The 22,488-nt window shown below is 43.8% G+C and carries 22 protein-coding genes; 3 read left to right on the plus strand and 19 right to left on the minus strand.

Features of this window, described 5'->3' with window-relative positions; all coding sequences use genetic code 11:
- Nucleotides 1–48 precede the first annotated feature (48 nt).
- From H589_RS0116810 to ychF, 10 genes are all read right to left on the minus strand, one after another.
- Complete coding sequence (locus tag H589_RS0116810) at nt 49–975, minus strand: transketolase family protein (protein ID WP_027723099.1); 927 nt, start codon at nt 973–975, stop codon at nt 49–51.
- Entirely contained in the window at nt 975–1,805 is an 831-nt protein-coding gene (locus H589_RS0116815; protein WP_027723100.1) for a transketolase, read from the minus strand. The genes H589_RS0116810 and H589_RS0116815 overlap by 1 nt, the downstream gene beginning before the upstream one ends.
- A 37-nt stretch (nt 1,806–1,842) precedes the next feature.
- Nucleotides 1,843–2,592, minus strand: a complete 750-nt coding sequence (locus H589_RS0116820; protein WP_027723101.1) for an SDR family NAD(P)-dependent oxidoreductase — start codon at nt 2,590–2,592, stop codon at nt 1,843–1,845.
- 7 nt (nt 2,593–2,599) lie between these two features.
- The gene (locus H589_RS0116825) at nt 2,600–3,514 is read right to left on the minus strand and encodes a class I SAM-dependent methyltransferase (protein ID WP_027723102.1); all 915 of its coding nucleotides are present in this window, start codon (nt 3,512–3,514) and stop codon (nt 2,600–2,602) included.
- Nucleotides 3,511–4,524: a PseG/SpsG family protein gene (locus tag H589_RS0116830; RefSeq protein ID WP_027723103.1), complete on the minus strand. Its 1,014-nt coding sequence runs from the start codon at nt 4,522–4,524 to the stop codon at nt 3,511–3,513. Before H589_RS0116830 ends, H589_RS0116825 begins: the two co-directional genes overlap by 4 nt.
- Nucleotides 4,521–5,201, minus strand: a complete 681-nt coding sequence (pseF, locus tag H589_RS0116835; protein WP_027723104.1) for a pseudaminic acid cytidylyltransferase — start codon at nt 5,199–5,201, stop codon at nt 4,521–4,523. Before pseF ends, H589_RS0116830 begins: the two co-directional genes overlap by 4 nt.
- Before the next feature lie 17 nt (nt 5,202–5,218).
- Nucleotides 5,219–5,902, minus strand: a complete 684-nt coding sequence (locus tag H589_RS0116840) for a phosphocholine cytidylyltransferase family protein (protein WP_027723105.1) — start codon at nt 5,900–5,902, stop codon at nt 5,219–5,221.
- Between the two features lie 18 nt (nt 5,903–5,920).
- A complete protein-coding gene (locus H589_RS0116845; protein WP_027723106.1) occupies nt 5,921–7,096 on the minus strand; it encodes a CDP-glycerol glycerophosphotransferase family protein in 1,176 nt (391 codons plus the stop codon).
- Between the two features lie 240 nt (nt 7,097–7,336).
- Nucleotides 7,337–8,464 (minus strand): DUF697 domain-containing protein, encoded by a 1,128-nt coding sequence (locus H589_RS0116850; RefSeq protein WP_027723107.1) that lies wholly within the window; start codon nt 8,462–8,464, stop codon nt 7,337–7,339.
- Nucleotides 8,465–8,781: 317 nt separating this feature from the next.
- Nucleotides 8,782–9,882 carry a redox-regulated ATPase YchF gene (ychF, locus tag H589_RS0116855; protein WP_027723108.1) on the minus strand — a complete coding sequence of 367 codons (1,101 nt, stop codon included), beginning with the start codon at nt 9,880–9,882 and terminating at the stop codon, nt 8,782–8,784.
- A gap of 360 nt (nt 9,883–10,242) precedes the next feature.
- Here ychF and H589_RS0116860 point away from each other — a divergent pair, with 360 nt between their 5' ends.
- Nucleotides 10,243–11,430, plus strand: coding sequence for a BaiN/RdsA family NAD(P)/FAD-dependent oxidoreductase (locus H589_RS0116860; protein WP_027723109.1), 1,188 nt, complete (start codon nt 10,243–10,245; stop codon nt 11,428–11,430).
- A 138-nt stretch (nt 11,431–11,568) separates the two neighbouring features.
- Here H589_RS0116860 and H589_RS0116865 read toward each other — a convergent pair whose 3' ends face one another.
- Genes H589_RS0116865 through H589_RS0116900 form a run of 8 tightly spaced genes read right to left on the minus strand, consistent with a single transcriptional unit; the run spans nt 11,569 to nt 18,776 of the window.
- Nucleotides 11,569–11,952: a response regulator gene (locus H589_RS0116865; protein ID WP_027723110.1), complete on the minus strand. Its 384-nt coding sequence runs from the start codon at nt 11,950–11,952 to the stop codon at nt 11,569–11,571.
- Nucleotides 11,953–12,004: 52 nt separating this feature from the next.
- The gene (locus tag H589_RS0116870; protein ID WP_027723111.1) at nt 12,005–12,835 is read right to left on the minus strand and encodes an FAD/NAD(P)-binding protein; all 831 of its coding nucleotides are present in this window, start codon (nt 12,833–12,835) and stop codon (nt 12,005–12,007) included.
- A complete protein-coding gene (locus tag H589_RS0116875; protein ID WP_027723112.1) occupies nt 12,828–13,892 on the minus strand; it encodes a 4Fe-4S dicluster domain-containing protein in 1,065 nt (354 codons plus the stop codon). The genes H589_RS0116870 and H589_RS0116875 overlap by 8 nt, the downstream gene beginning before the upstream one ends.
- Nucleotides 13,892–14,851 (minus strand): 4Fe-4S dicluster domain-containing protein, encoded by a 960-nt coding sequence (locus tag H589_RS0116880; protein WP_027723113.1) that lies wholly within the window; start codon nt 14,849–14,851, stop codon nt 13,892–13,894. Before H589_RS0116880 ends, H589_RS0116875 begins: the two co-directional genes overlap by 1 nt.
- A gap of 31 nt (nt 14,852–14,882) precedes the next feature.
- The gene (locus H589_RS0116885) at nt 14,883–15,347 is read right to left on the minus strand and encodes a hydrogenase iron-sulfur subunit (protein ID WP_027723114.1); all 465 of its coding nucleotides are present in this window, start codon (nt 15,345–15,347) and stop codon (nt 14,883–14,885) included.
- Nucleotides 15,335–17,293, minus strand: coding sequence for a CoB--CoM heterodisulfide reductase iron-sulfur subunit A family protein (locus tag H589_RS0116890; protein ID WP_027723115.1), 1,959 nt, complete (start codon nt 17,291–17,293; stop codon nt 15,335–15,337). Before H589_RS0116890 ends, H589_RS0116885 begins: the two co-directional genes overlap by 13 nt.
- Nucleotides 17,294–17,331: 38 nt before the next feature.
- Nucleotides 17,332–18,219, minus strand: a complete 888-nt coding sequence (locus H589_RS0116895; protein ID WP_027723116.1) for a CoB--CoM heterodisulfide reductase iron-sulfur subunit B family protein — start codon at nt 18,217–18,219, stop codon at nt 17,332–17,334.
- Nucleotides 18,216–18,776: a 4Fe-4S dicluster domain-containing protein gene (locus H589_RS0116900; protein WP_027723117.1), complete on the minus strand. Its 561-nt coding sequence runs from the start codon at nt 18,774–18,776 to the stop codon at nt 18,216–18,218. The genes H589_RS0116895 and H589_RS0116900 overlap by 4 nt, the downstream gene beginning before the upstream one ends.
- Nucleotides 18,777–19,363: 587 nt before the next feature.
- Here H589_RS0116900 and H589_RS0116905 point away from each other — a divergent pair.
- Both H589_RS0116905 and H589_RS21160 read left to right on the plus strand, forming a co-directional pair.
- Entirely contained in the window at nt 19,364–19,843 is a 480-nt protein-coding gene (locus H589_RS0116905; RefSeq protein WP_027723118.1) for a cytochrome c family protein, read from the plus strand.
- Between the two features lie 8 nt (nt 19,844–19,851).
- Nucleotides 19,852–21,855: a methyl-accepting chemotaxis protein gene (locus H589_RS21160; protein WP_027723119.1), complete on the plus strand. Its 2,004-nt coding sequence runs from the start codon at nt 19,852–19,854 to the stop codon at nt 21,853–21,855.
- Between the two features lie 99 nt (nt 21,856–21,954).
- On the opposite strand, the gene H589_RS0116915 is transcribed toward H589_RS21160, so the two are convergent.
- Nucleotides 21,955–22,374 (minus strand): hypothetical protein, encoded by a 420-nt coding sequence (locus tag H589_RS0116915; RefSeq protein ID WP_027723120.1) that lies wholly within the window; start codon nt 22,372–22,374, stop codon nt 21,955–21,957.
- Nucleotides 22,375–22,488 lie beyond the last annotated feature (114 nt).

A 22,488-nucleotide genomic window follows, 5' to 3' on the forward strand; every position in this document is an offset into this window, starting at 1 on the left:
TTCCTGTTGTGCTGAAGCTCATGTTTGCCGTTGCTTTTAATTTGCTCCTTATTTGCGTTTGAGGACACGTTTTACGGCCTTGACAATATCGCTTGGTGTAAGGCCATATTCTATGGCGAGATCTTCCGGTTCACCGGATGCTCCGAAAATATCGTTCACAGCTACTCGTTCAACCGGAACAGGATGATTTTCACATACTATTTCCATGACAGCGCTTCCAAGACCGCCGTATTTAGTGTGATCCTCGCAAGTTACGATTGCTCCAGTCTCTTTAGCCGCACTAACTACAGCATTTTCATCCATGGGTTTAATCCATGACATGTTAAGCACACGGCAGAAGATTCCTTCTCCGGCAAGCAGCTTTGCAGCTTTGAGGGCTCTATGGACCATAACTCCTACAGCCATTATGGTTGCATCCGTTCCTTCATGTAAAATATTGGCTTTGCCATGCTCGAAAATTGTATTTTCATCAAAGACATTCGGCAGGGGACTACGTCCGGTACGCAGATAAAGCGGTCCCGGGTTATCAAGAATATAAGGCATTACCGCTTTAAGCTCGATGGGATCAGCTGGAGAAATAACACTCATGCGAGGAATAGAGCGGAAGACAGCGATGTCTTCTATTGCCTGATGAGTAGCCCCGTCAGGTCCTACATCCAGTCCCAGATGGCTGGCGGCAATCTTCACATTAAATTCAGGGTAGGCAATGGAGTTTCGGGCCTGTTCAATCGCCCGGATGGCAAAAATAGAGTAACAGGTCGCAATCGCGGTAACTCCGGATTCTGCTATCCCTGCAGCAACGGAAAGCATATTCTGTTCAGCAATACCGCATTGAATGAAACGGTCCGGATAGGCATCGCGAAAATGATAGGTTCCGGTTCCGACGGAGACATCTGCATCAAGAACAACAAAGTCGTCGCGCTGTTCAGCAAGTTCAGCCAGCACCTTACCAAATGCATCTCTCATATTTTCCATTAGATAAGCTCCTCGCATCCGCATTCACGCATAGCACATTCACGCTCTTTTCCGGTCGGAGCCATACTGCCATGCCATTTAGGAACATTTTCCATAAACGAAATTCCTTTGCCTTTAATAGTATGGGCTATAATGACTGTTGGCTTACCTGCCATGGCACGGGCTCTGGTAAATGCATTTTCTATTTCACGGAAATGGTGTCCGTCAATTTCAATTACATGCCAGCCGAAGGCCTTGAATTTGTCAATCAAGGGCTCAAGGGCTGTTATTCTGGTGTTCAGGTTATCACTTTGCAGCTTGTTGTAATCCACAATGGCTACAATGTTGTCCAGATTATAATGAGCTCCGAACATACATCCTTCCCATATTTGTCCTTCATTCAGCTCACCGTCTCCCAGCAGAGTATAGGTACGACAGCTGCGTCCAGCTCTTTTGGCTCCAAGAGCGCACCCTAAAGCAAAGGAGAGTCCCTGTCCCAGTGATCCTGAGTTAAACTCGATTCCCGGCGTTTTCAGCCGGTCAGGATAGGCTTGCAGCATTCCACCAACCTGACGCAGATTTTTGAATTCCTCTTTGGAGAAAAAACCTTTTTCAGCAAGCGCAGCATAAAGTGTCAGGGAGGAATGCCCCTTGGATAAAATAAATCTGTCCCGGCATGGATCATCTTTATTTTCCACGCAGAAATTCATTTCATTATTGAAAAGCCAGCTGATAATTTCCACGCAGGAAAGTGAGCCTCCCGGATGACCAGTCCCTGCATAACAATTCATTGTAATGATGGATTTGCGCAGCTTAGCAGCAAACTTTTTAAGCTCATCATATCGGGACATTTTATTTTTCTCTCCTGTGTCTGGAATTATCTGTTAACTAAAAATACAGTCCGCCGTTAACACTTATAGTCTGGGCGGTAATGTAAGATGATTCGTCAGATGCTAGATACACAACAGCATCGGCTACTTCGTCAGCATAACCAAGTCTTTTTAAGATGATGTTTTCAGTTGCTTTTTGTACTGCCGGGTTTTCAAGACTTGCATCAGCCATGTCAGATGTAATCATACCTGCGGCAATCGTGTTGCAGCGAATGTTCCACTGAGCTCCGAATCTGGCAATAACCTGACCGAGAGAAATAAGCCCGGCTTTGCTGGCAGCATAGTGGGCTGTTCTGGGGCCGCCATACTGACCGCTTACTGAACCTATATTAATCACGCTGGCATTGCTGTTTCTTTTGAGCAGATTAAGGCATTTCTGGGTACATAAAAAAGGACCCTTGAGATTTACCCCTAAAATTTTGTCCCACTCTTCGGAGGTGATCATATCAAAATCATTGGGATTATTAATTCCTGCATTATTAACCAGTATATTAAGTTTTCCCTCTTTTGACGTGATATCTGCCACAGCAAGATCAATTGAGGATTCGTCACTGACATCCAGTTGTAATGAGCGTGCTTTGCCGCCTTTTTCTGTTATGTTTTCGACGTTTTCATCTGCACTGGAAACATCTGAAGACCATGTAAGAATAACTTCAGCGCCGTTCTCTGCAAGTTTGCGGCTTATTGCTTTACCTATTCCTCTGCCGCCTCCGGTTACCAGTGCTGTTTTTCCTGCAAGTCTTTTCATATAAAACCTATTTATTTTTCTGTGCCACAACCAGAACAGTTCGTCCCATTCCGGCTTCAGCAAAACATTCATACAGTTTATCGAGAAATTTACGGTTCCCTGATTTTGTAAGGTTCAGTTCCAGTTCTTTGCGCATGGCATGGCATTCACGTCCCAGATCAGGGTTGTCGATATAGTTGCGGCCCATGAGCAGAAATAATTCCATTGGAAATGAAACTTCAGAATGAATTGAAGTATATCCATATTGTTCAAGAAGTTTTTCGAGGGAATTTTTATCAAAATAATTAATATGGTGCGGAGGAGATACCCACCATGGCCGGAAGTTCATATCTTCTGTCAGAATTTTTTGTACTGGAGTATATTCATTGGGAACCCCGATGGCAATCAAACCTCCGGGAATTAGAACCTGTTTGCAAAGATCAAGCATACATGTCGGGTCCGGTAAGTGTTCCAGAACATCCCCCAGATGGACAACATCGAATTTGCCAAGTGAAGCTGCACATTCGCTATCAAATGTAGAACAACTTACATCAACTCCCTGAGAGCAGGAATATTCAGCAGCCTTATATGAAGGTTCAACTCCCTTTACTGTCCAGCCCCGTTTTTGGGCTGTTTGCAGCAGAAAGCCGTTTCCTGAACCTATATCAAGAAATTTTCCAGCTTTTCCAAGCATACGTTCAATAGTCTCAAGGCGTGCTTCATTCGTTGCATCAAGCCATGACTGATCTTCAAGCTGGTGTTGAAGCATGAGGGGTTTAACCCTTACGTGGTAGTCATGCTTATATATTTCGCGGAGTTCATCTTCGTTTGGAATGGGGATTATATGCTTGAAGCCGCAGCTTTCACAGTCGATAACATCAAATCCTTCGGCCGAATGCAGGACCATGCCACTATGATCATTCCAGCACTTTCTGTCATTCACTGTTTCTGCTCCACCCGTTTTATGATTATACGTGCGATATTTGATGCGCCATTTTCGACATTAAGCTGTGCAGCTTTTGCCGACATGTGCTTGCGCAGTTGGGTATCAGAAATGAGTTTCTGCATGTTTCCCAATAAAGATTGTTCACTGATAAGGTCATATCTTCCTAGTGAAACGGCTGCTCCTGATTGATGCAAAGCAGATGCCGAGCGCGCATGGTCATCAGTTAGGCATAAAAGAAGCTGAGGAACTCTGCATGCTGCAAGTTCATAAGCTGTCATACCAAACGATGCTACGGCAAGGTCTGTTTCATTCATCAGTTCTGCCATGTTGCTTACGTTACTGACTATTTCAATCTTATTTCTCTGCACTACCGTCATATACTTAATCTTGTCCAGACTATTGAACATGGGACCTGCAATAATTTTAGCTGTCCACTTTTCATGAATTTTATGCAGTGCTTGGAGTACTGTCACAGTGAGGTTTGCAGGGTCGCTTCCCCCCATGCTGATGAGTATGCTTGGAGAATTTTTAATAGTGGCTACTTTATGGGGATTTGAAAATTCTTTGCGCAATGGAATGCAGTCCCAGCTTTGAAAAAGTTCTCCTTCGAAATCTGTCCAGTCAAGCTCCATTACCTGCGGAACCGGAGGATAAAACACCAGATCACATTTGATTCGGTTTGTTGTTGGGTCATCTATACTGCAAAGTAAAACGTTTTTTCTTTTTGCATCATCGAAAAAAATATTATCAAGTGGAATAAGCAAATCAAGAATGGCTACATCCCCAATTGAGAACTTCCAATCGTTGTAATCTGTTACGGAGCTTACAACAAATCCTGCCTCGATAATTTTATTGCGTGCAGGGCTGCTGCCTCGGAATACAAAGCGGCTTTCTCTTTGGTATTTCCGGCGAATAACATCGGCAAGAGCGATGCAACGGCCTACATGTCCTAATCCTCGTTCAGCCGAGCCTTCGCAAAAGAATAGAAACTGGGGTTTTCTGTTCATTCTTTTAGAAATGCCTGATACATTTTTTCAGCAATAAACCAGTCTTCTTCTGTATCAATATCAACAACCATATGTCTGGGCATGAAGTAAGGCATGTTCAGCTCCTGTTTGCGGTCCGCGGGAATATCTGTAAGTTCATGCCAGTAAAACTGGGCCGCATCATGAAAAAAAATCGGTAGGTCCTGTGATCTGCTTGCGGCATATTCAGGGAAAGCATATTCAACGCCGCCCTGATCATTTTTCTTTAAACTCCGTAAAATAGGAAAAGGAAATTCAGCCACTCCCAGCACGCAGTTTGCTTTGTGTTTCCGCATCAGCTTATAGCCACCGCTTATATTTTCTGAGGTAATGAATGGATTTGCATAGAACTGGCAGTATCTTTCAACATGCCCCCAGTTTGTTGTAACCCATTCCAGAGCGTGTTCCACCACCGGAGCAGTTGCGACAAAATCGCCTGAAAGTTCGTGGGGACGCATAAACGGAATTTCTGCCCCGAAATACTGTGCAATTTTAGCGTATTCATCGCTGTCTGTACTGACAATGATATGATCAAAGAAGCCGCTCTCACGGGCGGCTTCAATGGCATAGGCAATTAAGGGTTTACCTAGGAAATGGCGAATATTTTTTCCGGGGATGCGTTTACTGCCTCCCCGGGCTGGAATTATTGCGATTTGCATGAACAGTTATCCGTTTGTTACTGGTCGGGTTTAAGGAATTTTTTCTGGGCGGAAATCCAGTCTTCTTCGAAGTCGACCTCAATGCATGCATGGTCGGAAATATCAACAGGTTTGACCTTTGCTCCATCCTGAATGATGAATTCCAGACCTTTTTCAAAATAGTCTTGATCTTCACAGCGGCGAAGTGCTTCAGTATATGCCGGCAGGTCTGCTTTGCGAATCAGGTTTATGCCGACAGCTTCGCCTTCAGCTTCAATTACTTCTTTGGAAATTTCAGTTATGAAACCATCTTTATTGAGGCTGTATTTAACCTCTTCTTCCCCACATGATTTGCGGTCTACGCATACTAAATTGTGCTCTTTAACGGCAAGAAAATTTTTAAGTACCGGCTTTTCAAAAACAACGTCACCATTAAGCCAGAGAATATCATCATCAAGTTGTTCCACAGCCTGAAGCAGACTTTTAGATGTATTGGTAATGTAATAGTCCGGGTTGTATTTATAAAAGACATCAGGAAACTGCTCCATGATCAGGGTCATTTTGAAACCGACAACGATGAAGATTTCCTTAACTCCCAATTCACGCATGATACGTATTTGTCTTCCGAGAATTGTTTCTCCATAAGGAAGTACGGACAGGGATTTGGGAAAGGGGCGGCTGAGCCTGCTGCCGATACCTGCTGCTAGGATAATTGCTTTCATTGTGAGTCCCCCGTTCAGTTAAAGGTAGTTGGAAATAATGTGTTCACCCAGCCTGTGAGCTGACTTGCCGTCAGGATTGCTGAATGAAAGTTCTCTTAACCTTTTACGCTCTTTAGCATATTCATCTATATTATTTATCACGATATCTTCAAAAGCGGTATAGAGATCATCTTCTTTCATGACTTTTTTACCGGGAGTCATGGAATCAAAGTCGTAAAGCAGCTCCCTGTTCTTGGTGGTATAGTCTTCAAAGTCGTAGGCATAGAAAATTATAGGCCGATCAAGAAGAAGGTAATCAAAATAAATAGATGAATAATCAGTAAGGAGCACATCACAAAGGCTGAGCAGTGGATATGCATCACTTTTTGAGTTCATCATCCTGATGCCCGGGGGCAAAGCTACCTTACTAACCGTCAGGCAGGGGTGAAATTTACAGATGAACATAATGTCGTTTTGCTGGCAAAACTCTGACAGACGTATAATATTGATTGCGCCGTCTTCAAAAGGGCCGCCTCCGATGTCACGGAATGTAGGCATAAAAAAAACTACCTTACCACCCATTTTGCGGAATTTAACCATGTCACCGTATAGATCACGATCGACATTTATCATGTCATATTTTGATGGTCGACGCATTATGACATCGTTGCGCGGGTAACCTGATTCAATGAAATTTTTGGCTTTGAATGCCTTACCGAATGCATTCTCTGTAAAATAAGGAGAAGTAGAAACCACTTCATCGTAACCAGAGTAGGCAAAAGATAATTTAGTGGCTTTCTCAGGATTCATATTTACCGAGGAATTGATTTCAGGAAATCCGATAGCCTTGAGGGGAATACCGTGCCAGATCTGAATAGATACAGCCTCAGAGAGCAAAGCCCAAAGAGACGGCTGTTCTTTCCAGATAAAATCATCACTGATAACCAGCCCGGCTCTGGCCATTATAGCGGCTGCATTCGGATCGCTGACCCACATGGCGGGAAGCCCTTGTTCCTTAAGAATGTTGGCATCTTTTTTCGTGAAGGTCATAAAACAGCATTGCAACTGCGGTTGATGCTGTACACAGTGCAGAAAAAAATATTTAACATTATCGATAAAATAGATGCCTGATCTGCCGAAAAAAACAGCCAGATTCTTTTGCTTAGGCACAGATGCAGCTACTTTATGCAGTTTTTGCAGTTCACTTTGATCCATAACTTTTCAATCTTCCACTGGAAACAGGTTATCTGGGATAGTATAAAATGAGTGTTTTTCTGACACCTATGAATACTTTATTCAAATTGAATGCCAAAAACAATGGAAAGATTGAACAAATTTAATATTATTGATGTGTTTGTGTTTTTAAATCGGAATTTTTTTATTCGGAGGTTAAGGGAGCTGCTTACTTTGAAAATATCAGGTCGAAGAGGCCTTAAAATAATTTTAGTCTGATCATTATCTTTTTCTGCGGAATAAGTTTTTTACTGCGTTCAGTTTCTTTTTTGCTTTTTCTGTAGGAGTTTCTGGTTCTGGTGGTGTTTCTTCTTTTGCTGTGTTTTTGAATTTTGCAAATCTTGCCACTTTGCCAACCTGTTCTGCGGAAAAACGGGCAGCTCTACCCGTTGCTTCAAATGCTTTGTCGCTGGAATCCATTACCTTGCGTGCTGCGCTGGCCGCCTTTTCTCCTGCTGATCTGGTAATAGTTTTAATGTAGGCTGTTGTGATCATCTTTGTTGACCCCATGGCTATGGAGAGCAGCATTCCAGCTGCTTCTTTCAGCACTGTACGTCTGTACCCGGGTGATTTTTTATCTGCATGAAAATTGAAATGGCCTCTGGTAATTATGCCGACACGCAGGGCTAGAAACGCATTGGTTGATCCATCTAGTATGGACGCTGTAACAATGGCTGTGAGTCCGCCTGCACCAGGTATCATTCCCAGTGCAGATCCAGCCAGTACCGGAGACATAATAGCCTCAATCTGTGACTGTATATCAAGTTCTTCAACTGCACTGGCAAAAAAGGCAGTACCGGCAACATTGGCATAAACTGATACCATATCCTGAAAGGACGGGCGTTGGTTGTATATCTTTGAAATATCCCAGATCAGCTTAGCTAATGTGCCCAGCACAATAAAAGAATCAAGCTTCCCGTTTTGTGAAATGGCTGTTGATAGGAAAATACGCGATGCAACTGATTTCATTTTGTTCGTAGAAATTTCATCGAGCATATCTAACGCCAGTTCCATATCTTCACTGCTGGCTATACTCATGCCTGATTTACGTACGTATTGATTTTTGCGCAGCCGTTTACGCAGTTTGCTGATGAATTTACGTTCTTGAGCTTGGGTTGGATCTTCAGGCATTACCAGTGGTCCGGGGCGAAGGAGATAAATAAACAAAGGACTGAGGCAGATAGCTAAAAAAAGGCCGCTCAGTCCAAATAATACATAATCATGGGATGAAGGAAAGTAGACCGCGCAAAGCCCGGCCAGGGCTGAAATCTGATTCAGCATGAAAATGAGGAATCCGCCAATGAGCATCAGCAGAGCAGTCGTAAACAGTTTCATCAGTATTTTATTCATAAGTTTCTCATTATGTTATCTCACGAGTTTCCTTGTAATCATTTATCCTTGTTGCCTCAATCTCGTCAAATATTGTCAGTTGCTAAGGCTTTTCTGTTTATCTTGATTCTTATCAAAATTATTAAAAAAATGTACTGCTATATTTTATAAGAAATAATTTTCAAAGGAAAACAGCCCTGACACCAAAAGTGTCAGGGCTGTTTTCCTTATTATTGTTTCACAGTCAGGCTGGAAACTCTACTCAGAGGTTTATCAGATATTGGAAGCCAACCTGGTTTGACTATCTATTTTCCGGGGCACTGAGTTCTTATAGATTTTTATACGTTAAACAAGAAGTGGACAACATCACCATCTTTAACAACATATTCTTTACCTTCGGAGCGCAGAACACCAGCAGAACGACATGCAGATTCGCTTCCGTGTGTGATGTAGTCTTCATAGCCGATGACTTCTGCGCGAATAAAGCCTCGTTCGAAATCTGTGTGAATAGCTGCTGCAGCACGGGGGGCTTTGTCTCCCTCATTGATGGTCCATGCGCGAACTTCTTTTACACCGGCAGTGAAATAGCTGATCATACCCAGTGAATGGAAACCGGTGCGAATAATTTTGGCAAGTCCTGATTCGGTTACGCCGTAAGATTCAAGGAACTCATTATATTCTTCTTCATCTAGACCGACCAGTTCTTCTTCCATTTTGGCAGAAATTTTAACAAATTCAGCGCCACGTTCTTCAGCGAGAGCTCTCACTTTTTTCACGTAGTCATTGTCTTCTGTGAGACCTTCTTCATCAACGTTTGCGCAGTAGATAACGTTTTTAGCTGTGATCATGCGCAGATCCCGAAGCATCTCAATCATGATATCTGTATCGAGGTCACTGTAGGTGTTGACTGGATTTCCTTCGTTGAGATGTTCAAGAAGCTTTTCAGCCTCGGCAATTTTGGGGCCGAGAGTTTTATCACCTTTGATTTTTTTCTTCATGCCTTCGATTCTGGTATCAAGAATCTGAACATCAGCAAGGATAAGTTCTGTTTCAATAATATCGATGTCACGCATTGGATCAACTGAGTTGGAAACATGGATGACATCGTCGTTATCAAAGCAGCGGACAACGTGCAGGATGGCCTGTGTTTCGCGGATGTTGCCTAAGAACTTGTTACCGAGTCCTTCACCTTTACTTGCACCTTCAACCAGACCTGCTATGTCAATAAAGTCAACGGTAGACTGCTGAACACGCTGCGGATTGACAATCTCTGCCAGTTTGTCAATGCGTGCGTCCGGGACAGGTACGACAGCTTTGTTGGGTTCGATGGTACAGAATGCATAGTTTGCGCTTTCTGCGTTCTGGGCCTTGGTCAGGGCATTGAATAAGGTGGATTTACCAACATTTGGCAGTCCCACGATTCCGATACTAAGAGCCATATCTAAATTCTCCTGAAAATATAAAATTTCCTGTCAGGCTGCAAAATATAGCTCCGGCAACACATGAAGGTTGCACAAAATGAAAAGTACATGGAGCTAAGGTCGTAAAAAGGAAAAGAAAACGACCACCTTTCAAGCAGCATGAAAGGTTTGTTTCAAAATTTATCTATTAAAGATAACATTACGCTTCGCGGCCCCTAATACCTGTCTTTGAAGGGATGGGCAAGTACTGATTATGTCCAGAGTAAGGGGAGATTGTATGGTGATAAATATTTATTGTGGCAGGCAGCGTAATATTATTTCAAGAAACAGGATGTTCAACTCTTTACGCATTCATCAAACCATCCTACAACCTCGGGCATGCGTAACAATACAAACGATTCCACATATGACGTAATTATTCTCGGCGCGGGAGCATCCGGGCTTTATTGTGCCTTGCATGCAGCCACACTTGGTAAAAAAGTTCTTGTACTTGACCACGGCGGTAAGGCTGGTCGAAAAATTCGAGTCGCAGGTGGTGGTATGTGTAATTTTACCAATATGAATGTGGAGCCGGACAACTATGTGTGTTCCAACCCTCATTTTGTAAAATCTGCACTAGCCCGTCATAATCAGTGGGATTTTATCTCCCTTATTTCTGAGGCTGGAGTAGAATATGAGGAGCGTGAAGACGGTCAGCTTTTTACTCTTGGCGGAGCAGGTCTGATTGCCGGACTGCTGGTTTCAAAATGTCACCGTGCTGGCGTTGAAACTATTATGAATCAAGAAATAGAGTCTGTCAGCGGCAAAGGACCTTTCATTGTTAAAAGTAAAGCTAAGTCATTTGAAGCTCCTTCTCTTGTTGTTGCGTTAGGCTCTCCTGCATGGCCTCAAGTCGGTGCTACTCCATTCGGATATAAAATTGCTGAACAGTACGGTTTGAAAATAATTCCCCCCCGTCCGGCACTTGTTCCTATGAGTATAAGCGGACGTGACGGTAAATTCTGCAAGGAACTGAGCGGCAATGCTTTACCTGTTTCTATTGAATGCGAAGGGCGTATTTTTCAAAGTGATATGTTGTTCACTCATAAAGGTATTTCAGGTCCTGCTGTGTTGCAGATTTCAAATTACTGGCGACGTGGTTCTGTTTTGAACATCAATCTGCTTCCTAAAGATAATATTTCTGATTTGCTTGAAGCACATCGCAGTGAAAATACGGCATTGCATAATTTTTTGGCCCGATATTTTACCCGCAAAATGGTAGGGCTGCTTCTGGAAGATGAGGACGGCGATACGGCTATCAGTCAGCTTACTAAAGAAAGACGACTTAAAATCACAGAGCGCATTCATTCATGGTGTATCAAGCCGCAGGGAACTGAAGGTTTTGCTAAAGCCGAAGTTGCTGCCGGCGGAGTGGACACGAATGAAATTTCATCCAAAACAATGGCAGCTAAAAATGTTCCGGGTCTATTTTTTATAGGAGAGGTTCTGGATGTAACTGGCTGGCTTGGCGGCTATAATTTGCAGTGGGCATGGTCTTCGGGGTACGCCGCTTCACAGTTTGTCTAATGGGATGATATCTACAGGTTAACTGAAATTAATATAAAAGGTGGAGGCTGTAGTCTCAAAAGATAATCTGTTTCTACATATGGAAGTACATAGATTTATTTTTGAATAATTCTGATAATTTGTATTTTAAAAAAGGTTTTAGCTTTGCAGATGGTCTTCGGTAGCTTCCTTTATAACTTCTAATAATTCTGTTATATCAAAAGGTTTTGCTACGTAAAATTTAAGTCCGGCTTTTTTGAGATTTTCTTTGCTATCTTCATATGTATGGCCAGTCATGGCAATGATTGGTGTCAGGGACTTTTTACCAAAAACTGAAGTGTCACGAATTCTTGCTACAGCTTCATAACCATCCATGACGGGCATTTGAATATCCATAAGAATACAGTCGAAGTGACTTTCATGCAGTCTTTCAAGTGCTTGTGCGCCGTTGGCAGCACTCACCACTTCGTGCCCGTCTTTCTCAAGCAGTTTGGATGCTGATAGTGAGTTTATTCTTTCATCGTCGACAAGTAATATTTTCATAGATAAGAATATTATATTAAAAAGCCCCGTCTGTGAAGACGGGGCTTTTTAATTACATTTCGTTAGGAAGCTGTTTGAGCTGCTCGTATGTGTAGACTGGTCCGTCCTGACATACGTAGCTGCCGCCGATGTTACAGCGTCCGCAGATTCCGATACCGCACTTCATGCGTTTTTCAAGCGTGGTGATGATCTGATCATCTTTAAACCCAAGCTTGGCAAGGGCCTGCACTGTGAACTTAATCATGATTGGCGGGCCACAGGTTACAGCAAATGCGTTTTTGGAAGGAGGATTGATATCCAGCAGCACGTTGGGGATAAGTCCGACATTGTGCTCCCATCCTTCGTATTCTGAGTCGATAGTCAGGTGGGTGTCTAGATCATCACGCTCCATCCACTCTGGCAGTTCATAGCTGAACGCCATATCTACGGGGCTTCTTGCTCCGTAAAGTAGAGTTATTTTTCCGTAATCATCGCGATTATCCAGCATGTAGTAGAGCAGGGTGCGTAGCGGTGCCATACCGATACCGCCGCCGACGAAGACGATGTCCTTGCCTTTCATTGCTTCGTAAGGAAAGCAGTTGCCAAGTGGGGCTCGTACTCCGATCTGGTCTCCTGCACTTAGTGTGTGGAGCTTGCTGGTAACTTCACCTGTCCGCATGACGCTGAACTGCAGATAATCCATGCGGGTCGGGGTGGAGTTGATTACGAATGTTGCTTCACCTATACCGAAAGCGGACAGCTGTCCGACCTGACCGGGTTCAAAGGAGAAGTTTTTCTTAATTTCCGGATTGTTTAAAGTAACCCGGAAAGTTTTAATATTAGGTGTTTCCTCAATGACTTCCTGAATGGTAGCCATAGCCGGAAGGTAAGGATTGCTAGTCATTTGCTGCCTCCTTTGCTTCATATGCAATAGCGCTCAGCACCAGTTGCCTGATGTCAACACCAACAGGACAGCTCTTAATGCAGCGTCCGCAACCGCAGCAGGAGATGACTCCGTCGTGCAGGTCTGGATAGTAGCTGAATTTATGTCCGACTCTGTTTTTCAGTCGGTGAGCTTTTGTCGGGCGTGGATTGTGACCGCTGGCTTCCATAGTGAACATAGAGGACATGCAGTTGTCCCAGCTTCTGATACGTGTGCCGGAGATACCGTCACTTTCATCAGTGATGTTGAAACAGTAGCATGTGGGGCAGAGGTAAGTACATGCACCGCAGCTAAGGCATTTTGCAGACATTTCTTCCCAGTGCTCCATATTGTCGAACACTGCCAGAAGTTTTTCAGGAGCTTTGGAAAGGTCCTGTGCTTCACCCATGGATTTATCTGCTTCGACTTTTACCTTGTCTGCTTCAGCCTGTTTGGAGTCGCCATCTTCGAGTAGAGAGCTGTCCAGCAGTGATGCACCGCGGTCACTGACCGCTTCAAGGAAAAAGCCACCTTCAACAGGAACCATGAGCACATCTGAGCCTGTAGGATCAGATGGACCTGAACCTACCCAGTTACAAAAACAGGTTGTTTCACCTTTTTCACAGGCAAGTGTGATGAAGAAGGTGTTTTCTCTACGTGCTTTGTAATATGCGTCTACGTGTTTTCCGTTGAGGTAAACACGGTCAAACATGGTGAATCCACGTGCGTCGCAGGGGCGTCCGCCAAAAACAACCCAGGATGAATCAGGAAGATTTTCCTTAACATCAAGGGCGACCTTTTCAGGATTTTCAAGATCTTTTATATTGCTGAATTTCAGCAGGGTTTCACTTTGAGGGAAAATCGCCTTTTTGGGAGGGGCGGTAGCTTCGCGCTCAATAAAGAAACCTTTGGATGCATCATAGGGACGGAAGATGATTGAGTCACCTTCAAAGCGGGGTGCAAGCACTTCGTGCTTCTGGCCCAATTCTTCCAGCCAAGCCGAGACATTGTCTTTTTTGATGAATTTTACCTGAGCCATTACCAATCCCTCTCTTTGATCTTTGCTTCTTCATTTTTAAAGGTAAGAAGCGGAGGTGTAGCCTCAGGATCAAGTCCGGCTTCATAATTGAAGACTTCTTTGATTTCCTTATTGAATTTCTTCTTGAAGAGCAGGATGGGGATGTCTACCGGGCAGGCGCGCTGACATTCACCGCATTCGGTGCAGCGTCCGGTAAGATGGTAGGCATGGATAACCTGAAACATCCATTTATCACGAACGTGAGCTTCCTGACTGAGCCAGTGAGGATCACGACTCTGCGCTACACAGTGGTCACGGCATACACACATGGGGCATGCATTGCGACAGGCATAGCAGCGGATGCATCGATCCATTTCTCCGAGCCAGTATGCAAACTTTTCTTCGGTAGATTTCGCTTCAAACTCTTCAAGATCTTTGTAGCCGTCTTCAAAAGTAGCTGTGGTTGCAACTTCTTCTCCGGTAAAGTGGTCGGAGAGAACAGCATTGGGGTAACGGCAGGTTTTACACTTGTCGGAAAGGACTTCGTCCAAAGCCAGTTTGTGTACTTCGCCGGAAGCTGTGACTGTGACTTCTTTGTCAGTAAGCTCACATGCTTCAATATTACCCACGTCACCGATAATGCTGCGTATTTTAGTCTGATCCACAACTCCGTTACAACCGAAACCAAAGATTGTTACATCTTCACGTTTGATGAGGTTTTCCTGGAGTAGTTCCACAACAGAACGGCTGTCACAGCCTTTGACCACAATACCTACTTTTTTGCCTTTGAGGCCGGGCAGGTAAGTGGCTAGGTTATGAACGCAAAGCGCATCCACTTTTAATTTATCTATATCTTCTTCCTTGCGCATGAAATGCGGGGTGGCATGAAGCGGATCAAAACTGTCCGTCCAGCCAATCACCACATCCAATTCCGGCAGGGCTTTCCTTATTTGTTCTTTCAGATCTTCCAGATTTTTCACTCTGTTTCTCCTTGGTTGAAGCCAGCCCTGCCTAGAGGGACGCTTCCATCAATTTGAGTGTCTCTTCAGCATCCGCACCTTCAATCTTCTGTGCGGGTCCGAGTTTGTGAATCTGTTCGGTGAACTTGGTCACAACTTCCTGCCAACGCTGACCTTCTGATGCGGAAACCCAGGTGTAGTCAAAACGGTTCGGATCGATTCCCAGCATAGGGATGAACCTTTTGAGCATTTCAAGCCTGCGGCGGGCATAAAAGTTACCCTCAGCATAGTGGCAGTCATTAGGATGACAACCGGACACGAGTACTCCGTCCGCACCGGACATGAGTGTTTTCACAATAAACAGAGGATCTATTCGTCCTGAACAGGGAACCTTTATAATTCTTAAATCAGTCGGCTGGTCAAATCTTCCAACGCCGGCAGTATCCGCGCCGCCGTAGGAGCACCAGTTGCAGAGAAAACCGACGATTCTTAGTTCTTTACCTTCTAGAACCGGCATATTGCGTTAACCTCCGCAAGAATCTGGTTGTCAGTAAAATGCTGTAGCTGTACTGCCCCCTGTGGACAGGTGGATGTGCAGATACCGCAACCCTGACAAATTGTTTCAATCACTTCAGCTTTAGGCTGTCCACGGAAATCGATTTCTTTAATCGCTCCGAAAGGACAAGTGCTGATGCATTTGCCGCAACCGATGCAGCGTTTGATATCAACTACAGAAATCTGCGGGTCACTTTCAAGCTGGTCTTTTGCGAACATGGAAAGCACTTTTGCCGCAGCGGCGCTACCCTGTGCAACTGATGCCGGGATATCTTTGGGACCCTGACATGCTCCTGCAAGGAAAACCCCTGCGGTGTTTGTCTCAACAGGTTTGAGCTTGGGATGGCCTTCCATAAAGAAACCGTATGCGTCATAAGAGATGCGAAGTTTTTTAGCTAAATCAGTTGCGCCGATAGAAGCTTCAGCTCCAACAGCAAGAACAACTAGATCCGCATCAACTTCAACCTGATCGCCCATGAGGGTATCAGCTCCACGAACAATCAGCTTATCACCTTTAGGGTAGACCATGGACACGCGACCACGGATATATCTTGCTCCGTACTCTTCCATAGCTCTGCGGGTGAATTCATCATACATTTTTCCCGGAGCACGGATGTCCATGTAAAATACATATGACTGTGAGTCGGGTATATGGTCTTTGGTCAGGATAGACTGTTTAGCTGTGTACATGCAGCAGAAACCTGAGCAGTAGGGACGGCCAACAGATTTATCTCGTGAACCGACACACTGGATGAATACTACATTCTTAGGTTCTTTTCCATCTGATGGACGCTTGATGTGTCCTTCCGAAGGTCCTGAAGCGGAGAGCATACGTTCATATTGCAGAGAGGTGATTACGTCAGGATATTTACCGCCGCCGTATTCACCGTAAACAGTCCAGTCGAAGAGATCAAAACCGGTCGCGGCGACAACTGCGCCAACTTCTTCAGTGATGATTTCGTCTTTCTGTGTATAGTCGATAGCTTCCGATGGGCATACCTTAGCGCAGACTCCGCACTTGTCTTTGATCATCTTCATGCAGAAATCCGGATCAATAACCGCTTTCTTTGGGATTGCCTGAGGGAAGGGAATGTTGATTGCAGTTGTTTTGCCAAGTTCTTCGTTGAAAGGATCAGCTGCTTTCTTACTGGGACATTTTTCCATACAGATACCGCAACCTGTACAGAGATCCCAGTTAACATAGCTGGCTTTTTTCTTGATCTTGACTTCAAAGTTACCCACGTAACCGTTAACTTCTTCAATTTCTGAATAGGCATGAAGAGTAATGTTAGGATGCTGGGCAACATCAACCATACGGGGCCCGAGAACACAACTGGAACAGTCCACAGTAGGGAATGTCTTATCCAGTTTTGCCATCTTACCGCCGATGGAAGAAGTCTTTTCAACCAGAACAACCTGAAGTCCGCCGTCAGCGCAGTCCAGTGCCGCCTGAATACCGGCAACACCACCGCCGACGATCATGACTTTTTTATTCATGTCGAAGGACTTGGAGAACAAAGGTTTGTTGTTAAGCAGTTTAGCCGCAGCCATACGCACTAAGTCGACTGACTTATTGGTATTGGCTTCACGGTCTTTGCCGATCCAGGAAACATGTTCCCTGATATTGGCCATCTCAAACAGGTAGCGGTTAAGGCCAGCTCTTTCCAGAGTTTTACGGAAAGTTGGCTCGTGCATTCTGGGTGTGCAGGATGCTACTACTACGCCATCGAGATTATGTTCTTTGATAGCTTCTATTATTCCATCCTGTCCGGGTTCGGAACAGGCGTACATTGTATCTGTTGCGAAAACAACACCTGGGAATTCTCTCGCCGCCGCAGCAACTGCAGCGGTGTCAACGGTTCCCTCGATATTTGTCCCGCAATGGCAGACAAAGACTCCGATTTTCATTTAAGTCTTCTCCTTTACGTTATCAGCAGGGTCGTCCGCTATTTATTTTCACTGCCGATGGCATTGATTGCTTTGCGGGGGCTCACACAGAGCTTGTTCATTCCCAGTTCCTTTTCATTCATCCCCAGAGCCAGACCCATCAGCTGGGTATAGTAGAAGATTGGAATGTTGTGCTTGGCATCTGTTGCCGAGTTGATCTGGCTTTGGCGTAAATCAAGGTTCATCTGGCACAGTGGGCAGGCGGTGACCAGAGCATCAACACCCAGATCATCCGCAGCATCCAGCAGTTTTCCTGAAAGATTCATAACAACATCTTTACGGGGAATACCAAATGATGCGCCACAGCATTCAACTTTTAAAGGAAACGGCAGAACCGTAGCACCCAGAGCAGTCATGATATTATCCATGGCCATTGGATGTTCCGGATCATCAAAGTTCATGACTTCCGGAGGACGGTTCATGATGCAGCCATAGTATGCAGCAACTTTAAGTCCTTTAAGTGGACGGACAGTTTTATTTTTCAGTGCATCGAGTCCCAGATCTTCCACCAGAATCTGCAAAACAGATTTAGTGGTTACTCCGCCTTTATATGGATTATCCAGCAGCTTATTTGCTTTGTCTCGCATGTCGTCATCTTTCATGCGTCGTTCAGCTGTCTTAAGATTTGTGAGACAGCTGGGACAAGGTGTAATAGCAGTGTCCATTTTCATATTTTCAACCAATTGCAGGTTGCGGGCAGAAAGAGCACAGGACAAGGTATGGTCAACCGTGTGTGCCGGAGTCGAGCCGCAACAGCTCCAGTCCGGGATATCGGTAAGCGTAATGCCCAGTTCACGGCAGACTGCACGTGTGGACATGTCGTACTCCATCGATGTTCCGGTTCCAGAGCATCCGGGGTAATATGCAAATTTTAAGGAATCACTCATTTGCGGGACCCCTCTTTGTACCTTTTGAATATTTTAGCAATTTCTTCTTTTCCCTGAATCTGATGTGGTTTGAAATGCATTTTGCCTGTGGGCAAAATTTTTGGTCCCAGATCAAGGTCTGTCCAGAATCTTCCTGTTTTAGCAATGTATGCAGCAAGAAGACCAACTTCAAATACGCGCCCGTTGTTTTCAACAGAGTCGAGGAAGCTATCCCAGAACTTTTTGACAGTGGGGACCGGCGCATAACCTTCGCGGCGGGCCATATGGCGCAAAACATCCATGATGTGCGCAACGTCAATGTTGTTAGGACATCTTGTCGTGCAAGATTCACAAGTGGCGCACAGCCACAGGGACTTTGACTTCAGGACGGTTTCTTTCTGACCTGCCTGAGCTAGTCGCATGATCTTGCTGACTGGGTAGTCATACGCAAATGTGTATGGACACCCGGCGGTACAGTTACCGCACTGATAGCACAGTGCAAGATCTTGTCCGCTTTCTTCTTCGACCTGCCTTACAAAATCGGCATCGTAAGACTTCGTAATATTAACTATTCCCATAAATGAGTAGCCGCCTTTCCGATTTTAAGTCCGGTGGAGCGGACTTTTGTGTGTAGATTTGGCTTAAAGATTTTACAGAGGTTAGATTCTTAAGATGCCGTATACTGCCAGAAGATGCGGCTAATCTGCAAGCAATATTCCCGCATAATTTAGCAGGGAATACAAGTGTGCTGTTTTAATTGCTTTTTGTTGGTTAAAGAGAATAAAGACAGATTGTTATATTACTTATGTACGTGTCGTTGTGAGTCTTTTTAAGCGGTAGCATAAAGGATCTCACGAGGTTGTTTGATATGATTAGTATGTTGAGCTTAAAAATAATAGTAACAGTGGTACAAATTTGTATAATTATAATATCTATAACCATTTAAGTGATGACTTATTAATAATGATGCTACTCATAAACTTGTGTTGTTACTGTAGAATTATTTTTTTCCTTCACTTATAAAATGAAAGGGGATACCAAACATACAGTGGTGCTAAAAAGGCTATTTTGTAATTGTGATTTATTTTGCGGGAAATCAGTGGATTTCAACTATAAAGTAAAGCCTTTGTTTGGGGTTCTATATCATAACAACGGGGTTAGTTCTATGATAAGAAGTGGTTTTGCCGTTCGAATCGGGGTGTTTCTAACGGTATTTGTTGTTTTCGGGTGTGTGTTGGCTGATTATAGCTTTTCAGATTCTGCTATTTATGTAGGGTCCTCAAAATGTAAGGAATGCCATGAAACTGAGTATAGCAACTACAGCAAGTATTCTAAAAAGGCTCATTCCAGTAAAAGCGTAAAAATTATGGCTTCGGATCTTGACCCTGATGAGGTCAAAGAATGTTTTGCATGTCACGCCACCGGGTACGGGAAGCCCGGAGGTTTTGTGTCTTTTGAACAAACACCGGATCTTGCGGATGCCGGATGTGAAGTTTGCCATGGTCCTGGGTCTTTACACGCTGAAGACGGTGACCCCGAATTTATTAAAAGAAAAATGAATATTAAAGATTGCGAAACTTGCCATAACGCCGAGCGGGTAGATAATTTTAACTTTAAACCGCTGATTTTCGGCGGCGCACACTAGGGGGGAGTATGAATTTTATACGGAACTCCCTTGGCACAAAAGTTTTGGTGCTTACATCGCTTCTGACTTCAATTGTATTTTTTCTCCTGTTTTTGGGTAATTCTTTTTGGCAAAAAAATTCAATGGTAGATGAGATCGAGAATACTGCTCATCGATATGCTGACATGCTTCAACTTGCAATCAGAGAGCCTATGGCGAAAGGAGATAACTCTGCAACTACTGAAAAATTCGCAATAGTTTCTAAGAAATATAAAGATGTTGAAATTTATCTGACTAACTTTAAAGGCAATATAACTTATGCTACGCAAGCTCAGGAAATTCGCTCTGATTTGACTGCTAAATTTGACAATCCTGAGCTAATAAATCTCTTTGAACGTAGCCTGAAGGAACCTCTTGAGGAAGGAAGACTTGCAAAACTTGATGGCAGGAATGTTTTTGTTGAAGTTGAAACGATTAAAAATGAAAAGAAATGTTATCATTGTCACGGGCATAGACAGCCTATTTTAGGTTCATTGATGATGGTGCAGGATGTCACTCCACAATTTGTTGCTTTGCACGAGTCTCAGTACAAAGGTGCAGCTCTTTCTCTTGGAGGGTTATTATCTCTTCTCGCTGCATTACTTTTCTTTATGCGCAGGTCTATAGTTAGCCGTATTAAGGTCATATCCGGTGCTGCTGATGAGTTTATCGACGGTAATCTTAATGCTAATTTTAAAGTTGATTGTTGTGATGAACTCGGTTCTTTAGGTGAGCATCTCGGAAAAATGGCAAGTCAGATCAAGGACCAACTGGTATATAACAGTGGCGTATTGAGTGGAATTAATGTTCCAATGTTTGTTGTCGACAAAGATCAGAGAATAAGTTTTGTAAATGAGCCATTACAGAAAATTATGAATAAATCAGAGTCAGACATTCTCGGTTCTTCTGTTGAAAATTATTTTATGCACGAAGGTAAACCACTGACAGAAGAAGCTATTAGTTTAAATGGTTGTCCGGAAGGGTTGCTGCGCTATAATAGAGAAGACGGAATTGAATTTCCGTTACGGTATCAGGTCTGCTCATTGCTTAATGCTGAACGCGAAATTGTCGGAGCTATCGCTGTGATGGTAGATCTTACTGCTGAGGAAGCCAGTCGTATACATATCGAGCAACAGCAAGAGGCTCTTTTAGAGGTTGCGAACGAAGTCACGGAAGTTTCCAAGAATCTGCTTGTTTATTGTAATGATCTTGCTCTGCAGATGAACGAATTAACTGCCGGAGTTGATACTACAGCAATGCAGACCGGGCAGGTTGCAACTGCCATGGAAGAGATGAATGCTACTGTCCTTGAAGTAGCTCAAAATACAGGAGAGACAGCCGAAGCTTCTGAACGGGCAAATACTGTAGCCCGTGATGGTGGAGGAGTTGTCTCCAAAACAGTTAAAGAAATTCATCTTGTTACAGAAACTACAGATAAATTATCTGAAATGCTGACAGATCTTTCTGTTAAGGCTGAAAATATCGGTGAAGTCATGTCTGTTATTAATGATATTGCTGATCAGACAAACCTACTGGCTCTCAATGCTGCTATTGAAGCGGCTCGTGCCGGTGAGGCCGGTCGCGGATTTGCTGTCGTGGCAGACGAGGTTCGTAAACTTGCTGAAAAAACGATGACTGCAACGAATGAAGTTGAAGGTGCAATTAATCAGATTCAGCAGGGAACAAGCAATGTTGTTGACGAAATGGGCGGAGTCAGAAGTCGTGTTGATAATACCGTCAAGCTTGCTGAAGGGGCCGGCGGGGTCCTTGATGAGGTTGTGACCGAGTCTGTCAAAATTGCAGATATGGTTAGAACCATTGCAACTGCTGCGACTCAGCAGTCATCTACCAGTGATGAGATTAACAACAGTGTGACTGAGATTAATAATTTGTCTCACACTCTTTCTGAAGGGATTCAGAATGCCAATGCAGGTATTCAGGATGTTTCGGAAATGGCTCAAAAGCTAAGTCAGCTTGTAGAGCGTTTTAAATAAAATTGTTTTATAGTGAAGAAAAAAATGACCGATTGGTATTATATCAATCGGTCTTTTTTTTTAGCTTTTAATTAATAGGTTCGGGTTGGTGTTATATATTTAACGCCAGCCTTTTCCTGTATTGCTGAAAATTTCAGTTATGCGGATATTTTTTACAGGGGTAAATTTTTTAGACCGTGCTTCCTGCGGTGTTGCAGCTTTGCTTTGGTATATGGTTTCAATGTATTTGAGCATTCCCACCATTCCCTTTGTTTTAGAACTCGTGTTTTTAACAATACATTTGATACTGTCGGGGTTAATAGCATGATAACGAGCCATGTAGCTTCCATCTTCTTGAAGGATTATTTCCATGTTGTGGAATCCTTTGAGGTGGCTTCGATTGAGCTTTTTCACCCAGCCGATGGCAAAGATACGGAATTGATCGTGCTCGGCTTGACTGGCAAGGGTAGAGGCATAAGCAACTGAAGGCAGCAAAGAGAATAAAATCAGGGCTGCAAGAAATTTGTTAACAGTTTTCATTAAACACTCCAAATTGAAAAAAGGGTGGAAAGGTAGTCCTTTCCACCCGAGTATTACTCCTGATTTATCTTTATGCAATATCGATAAAGGAGATTTTAAGGTTTATTATTTCGT

The organism is Maridesulfovibrio zosterae DSM 11974 (genome assembly GCF_000425265.1).
Classification (GTDB): domain Bacteria; phylum Desulfobacterota; class Desulfovibrionia; order Desulfovibrionales; family Desulfovibrionaceae; genus Maridesulfovibrio; species Maridesulfovibrio zosterae.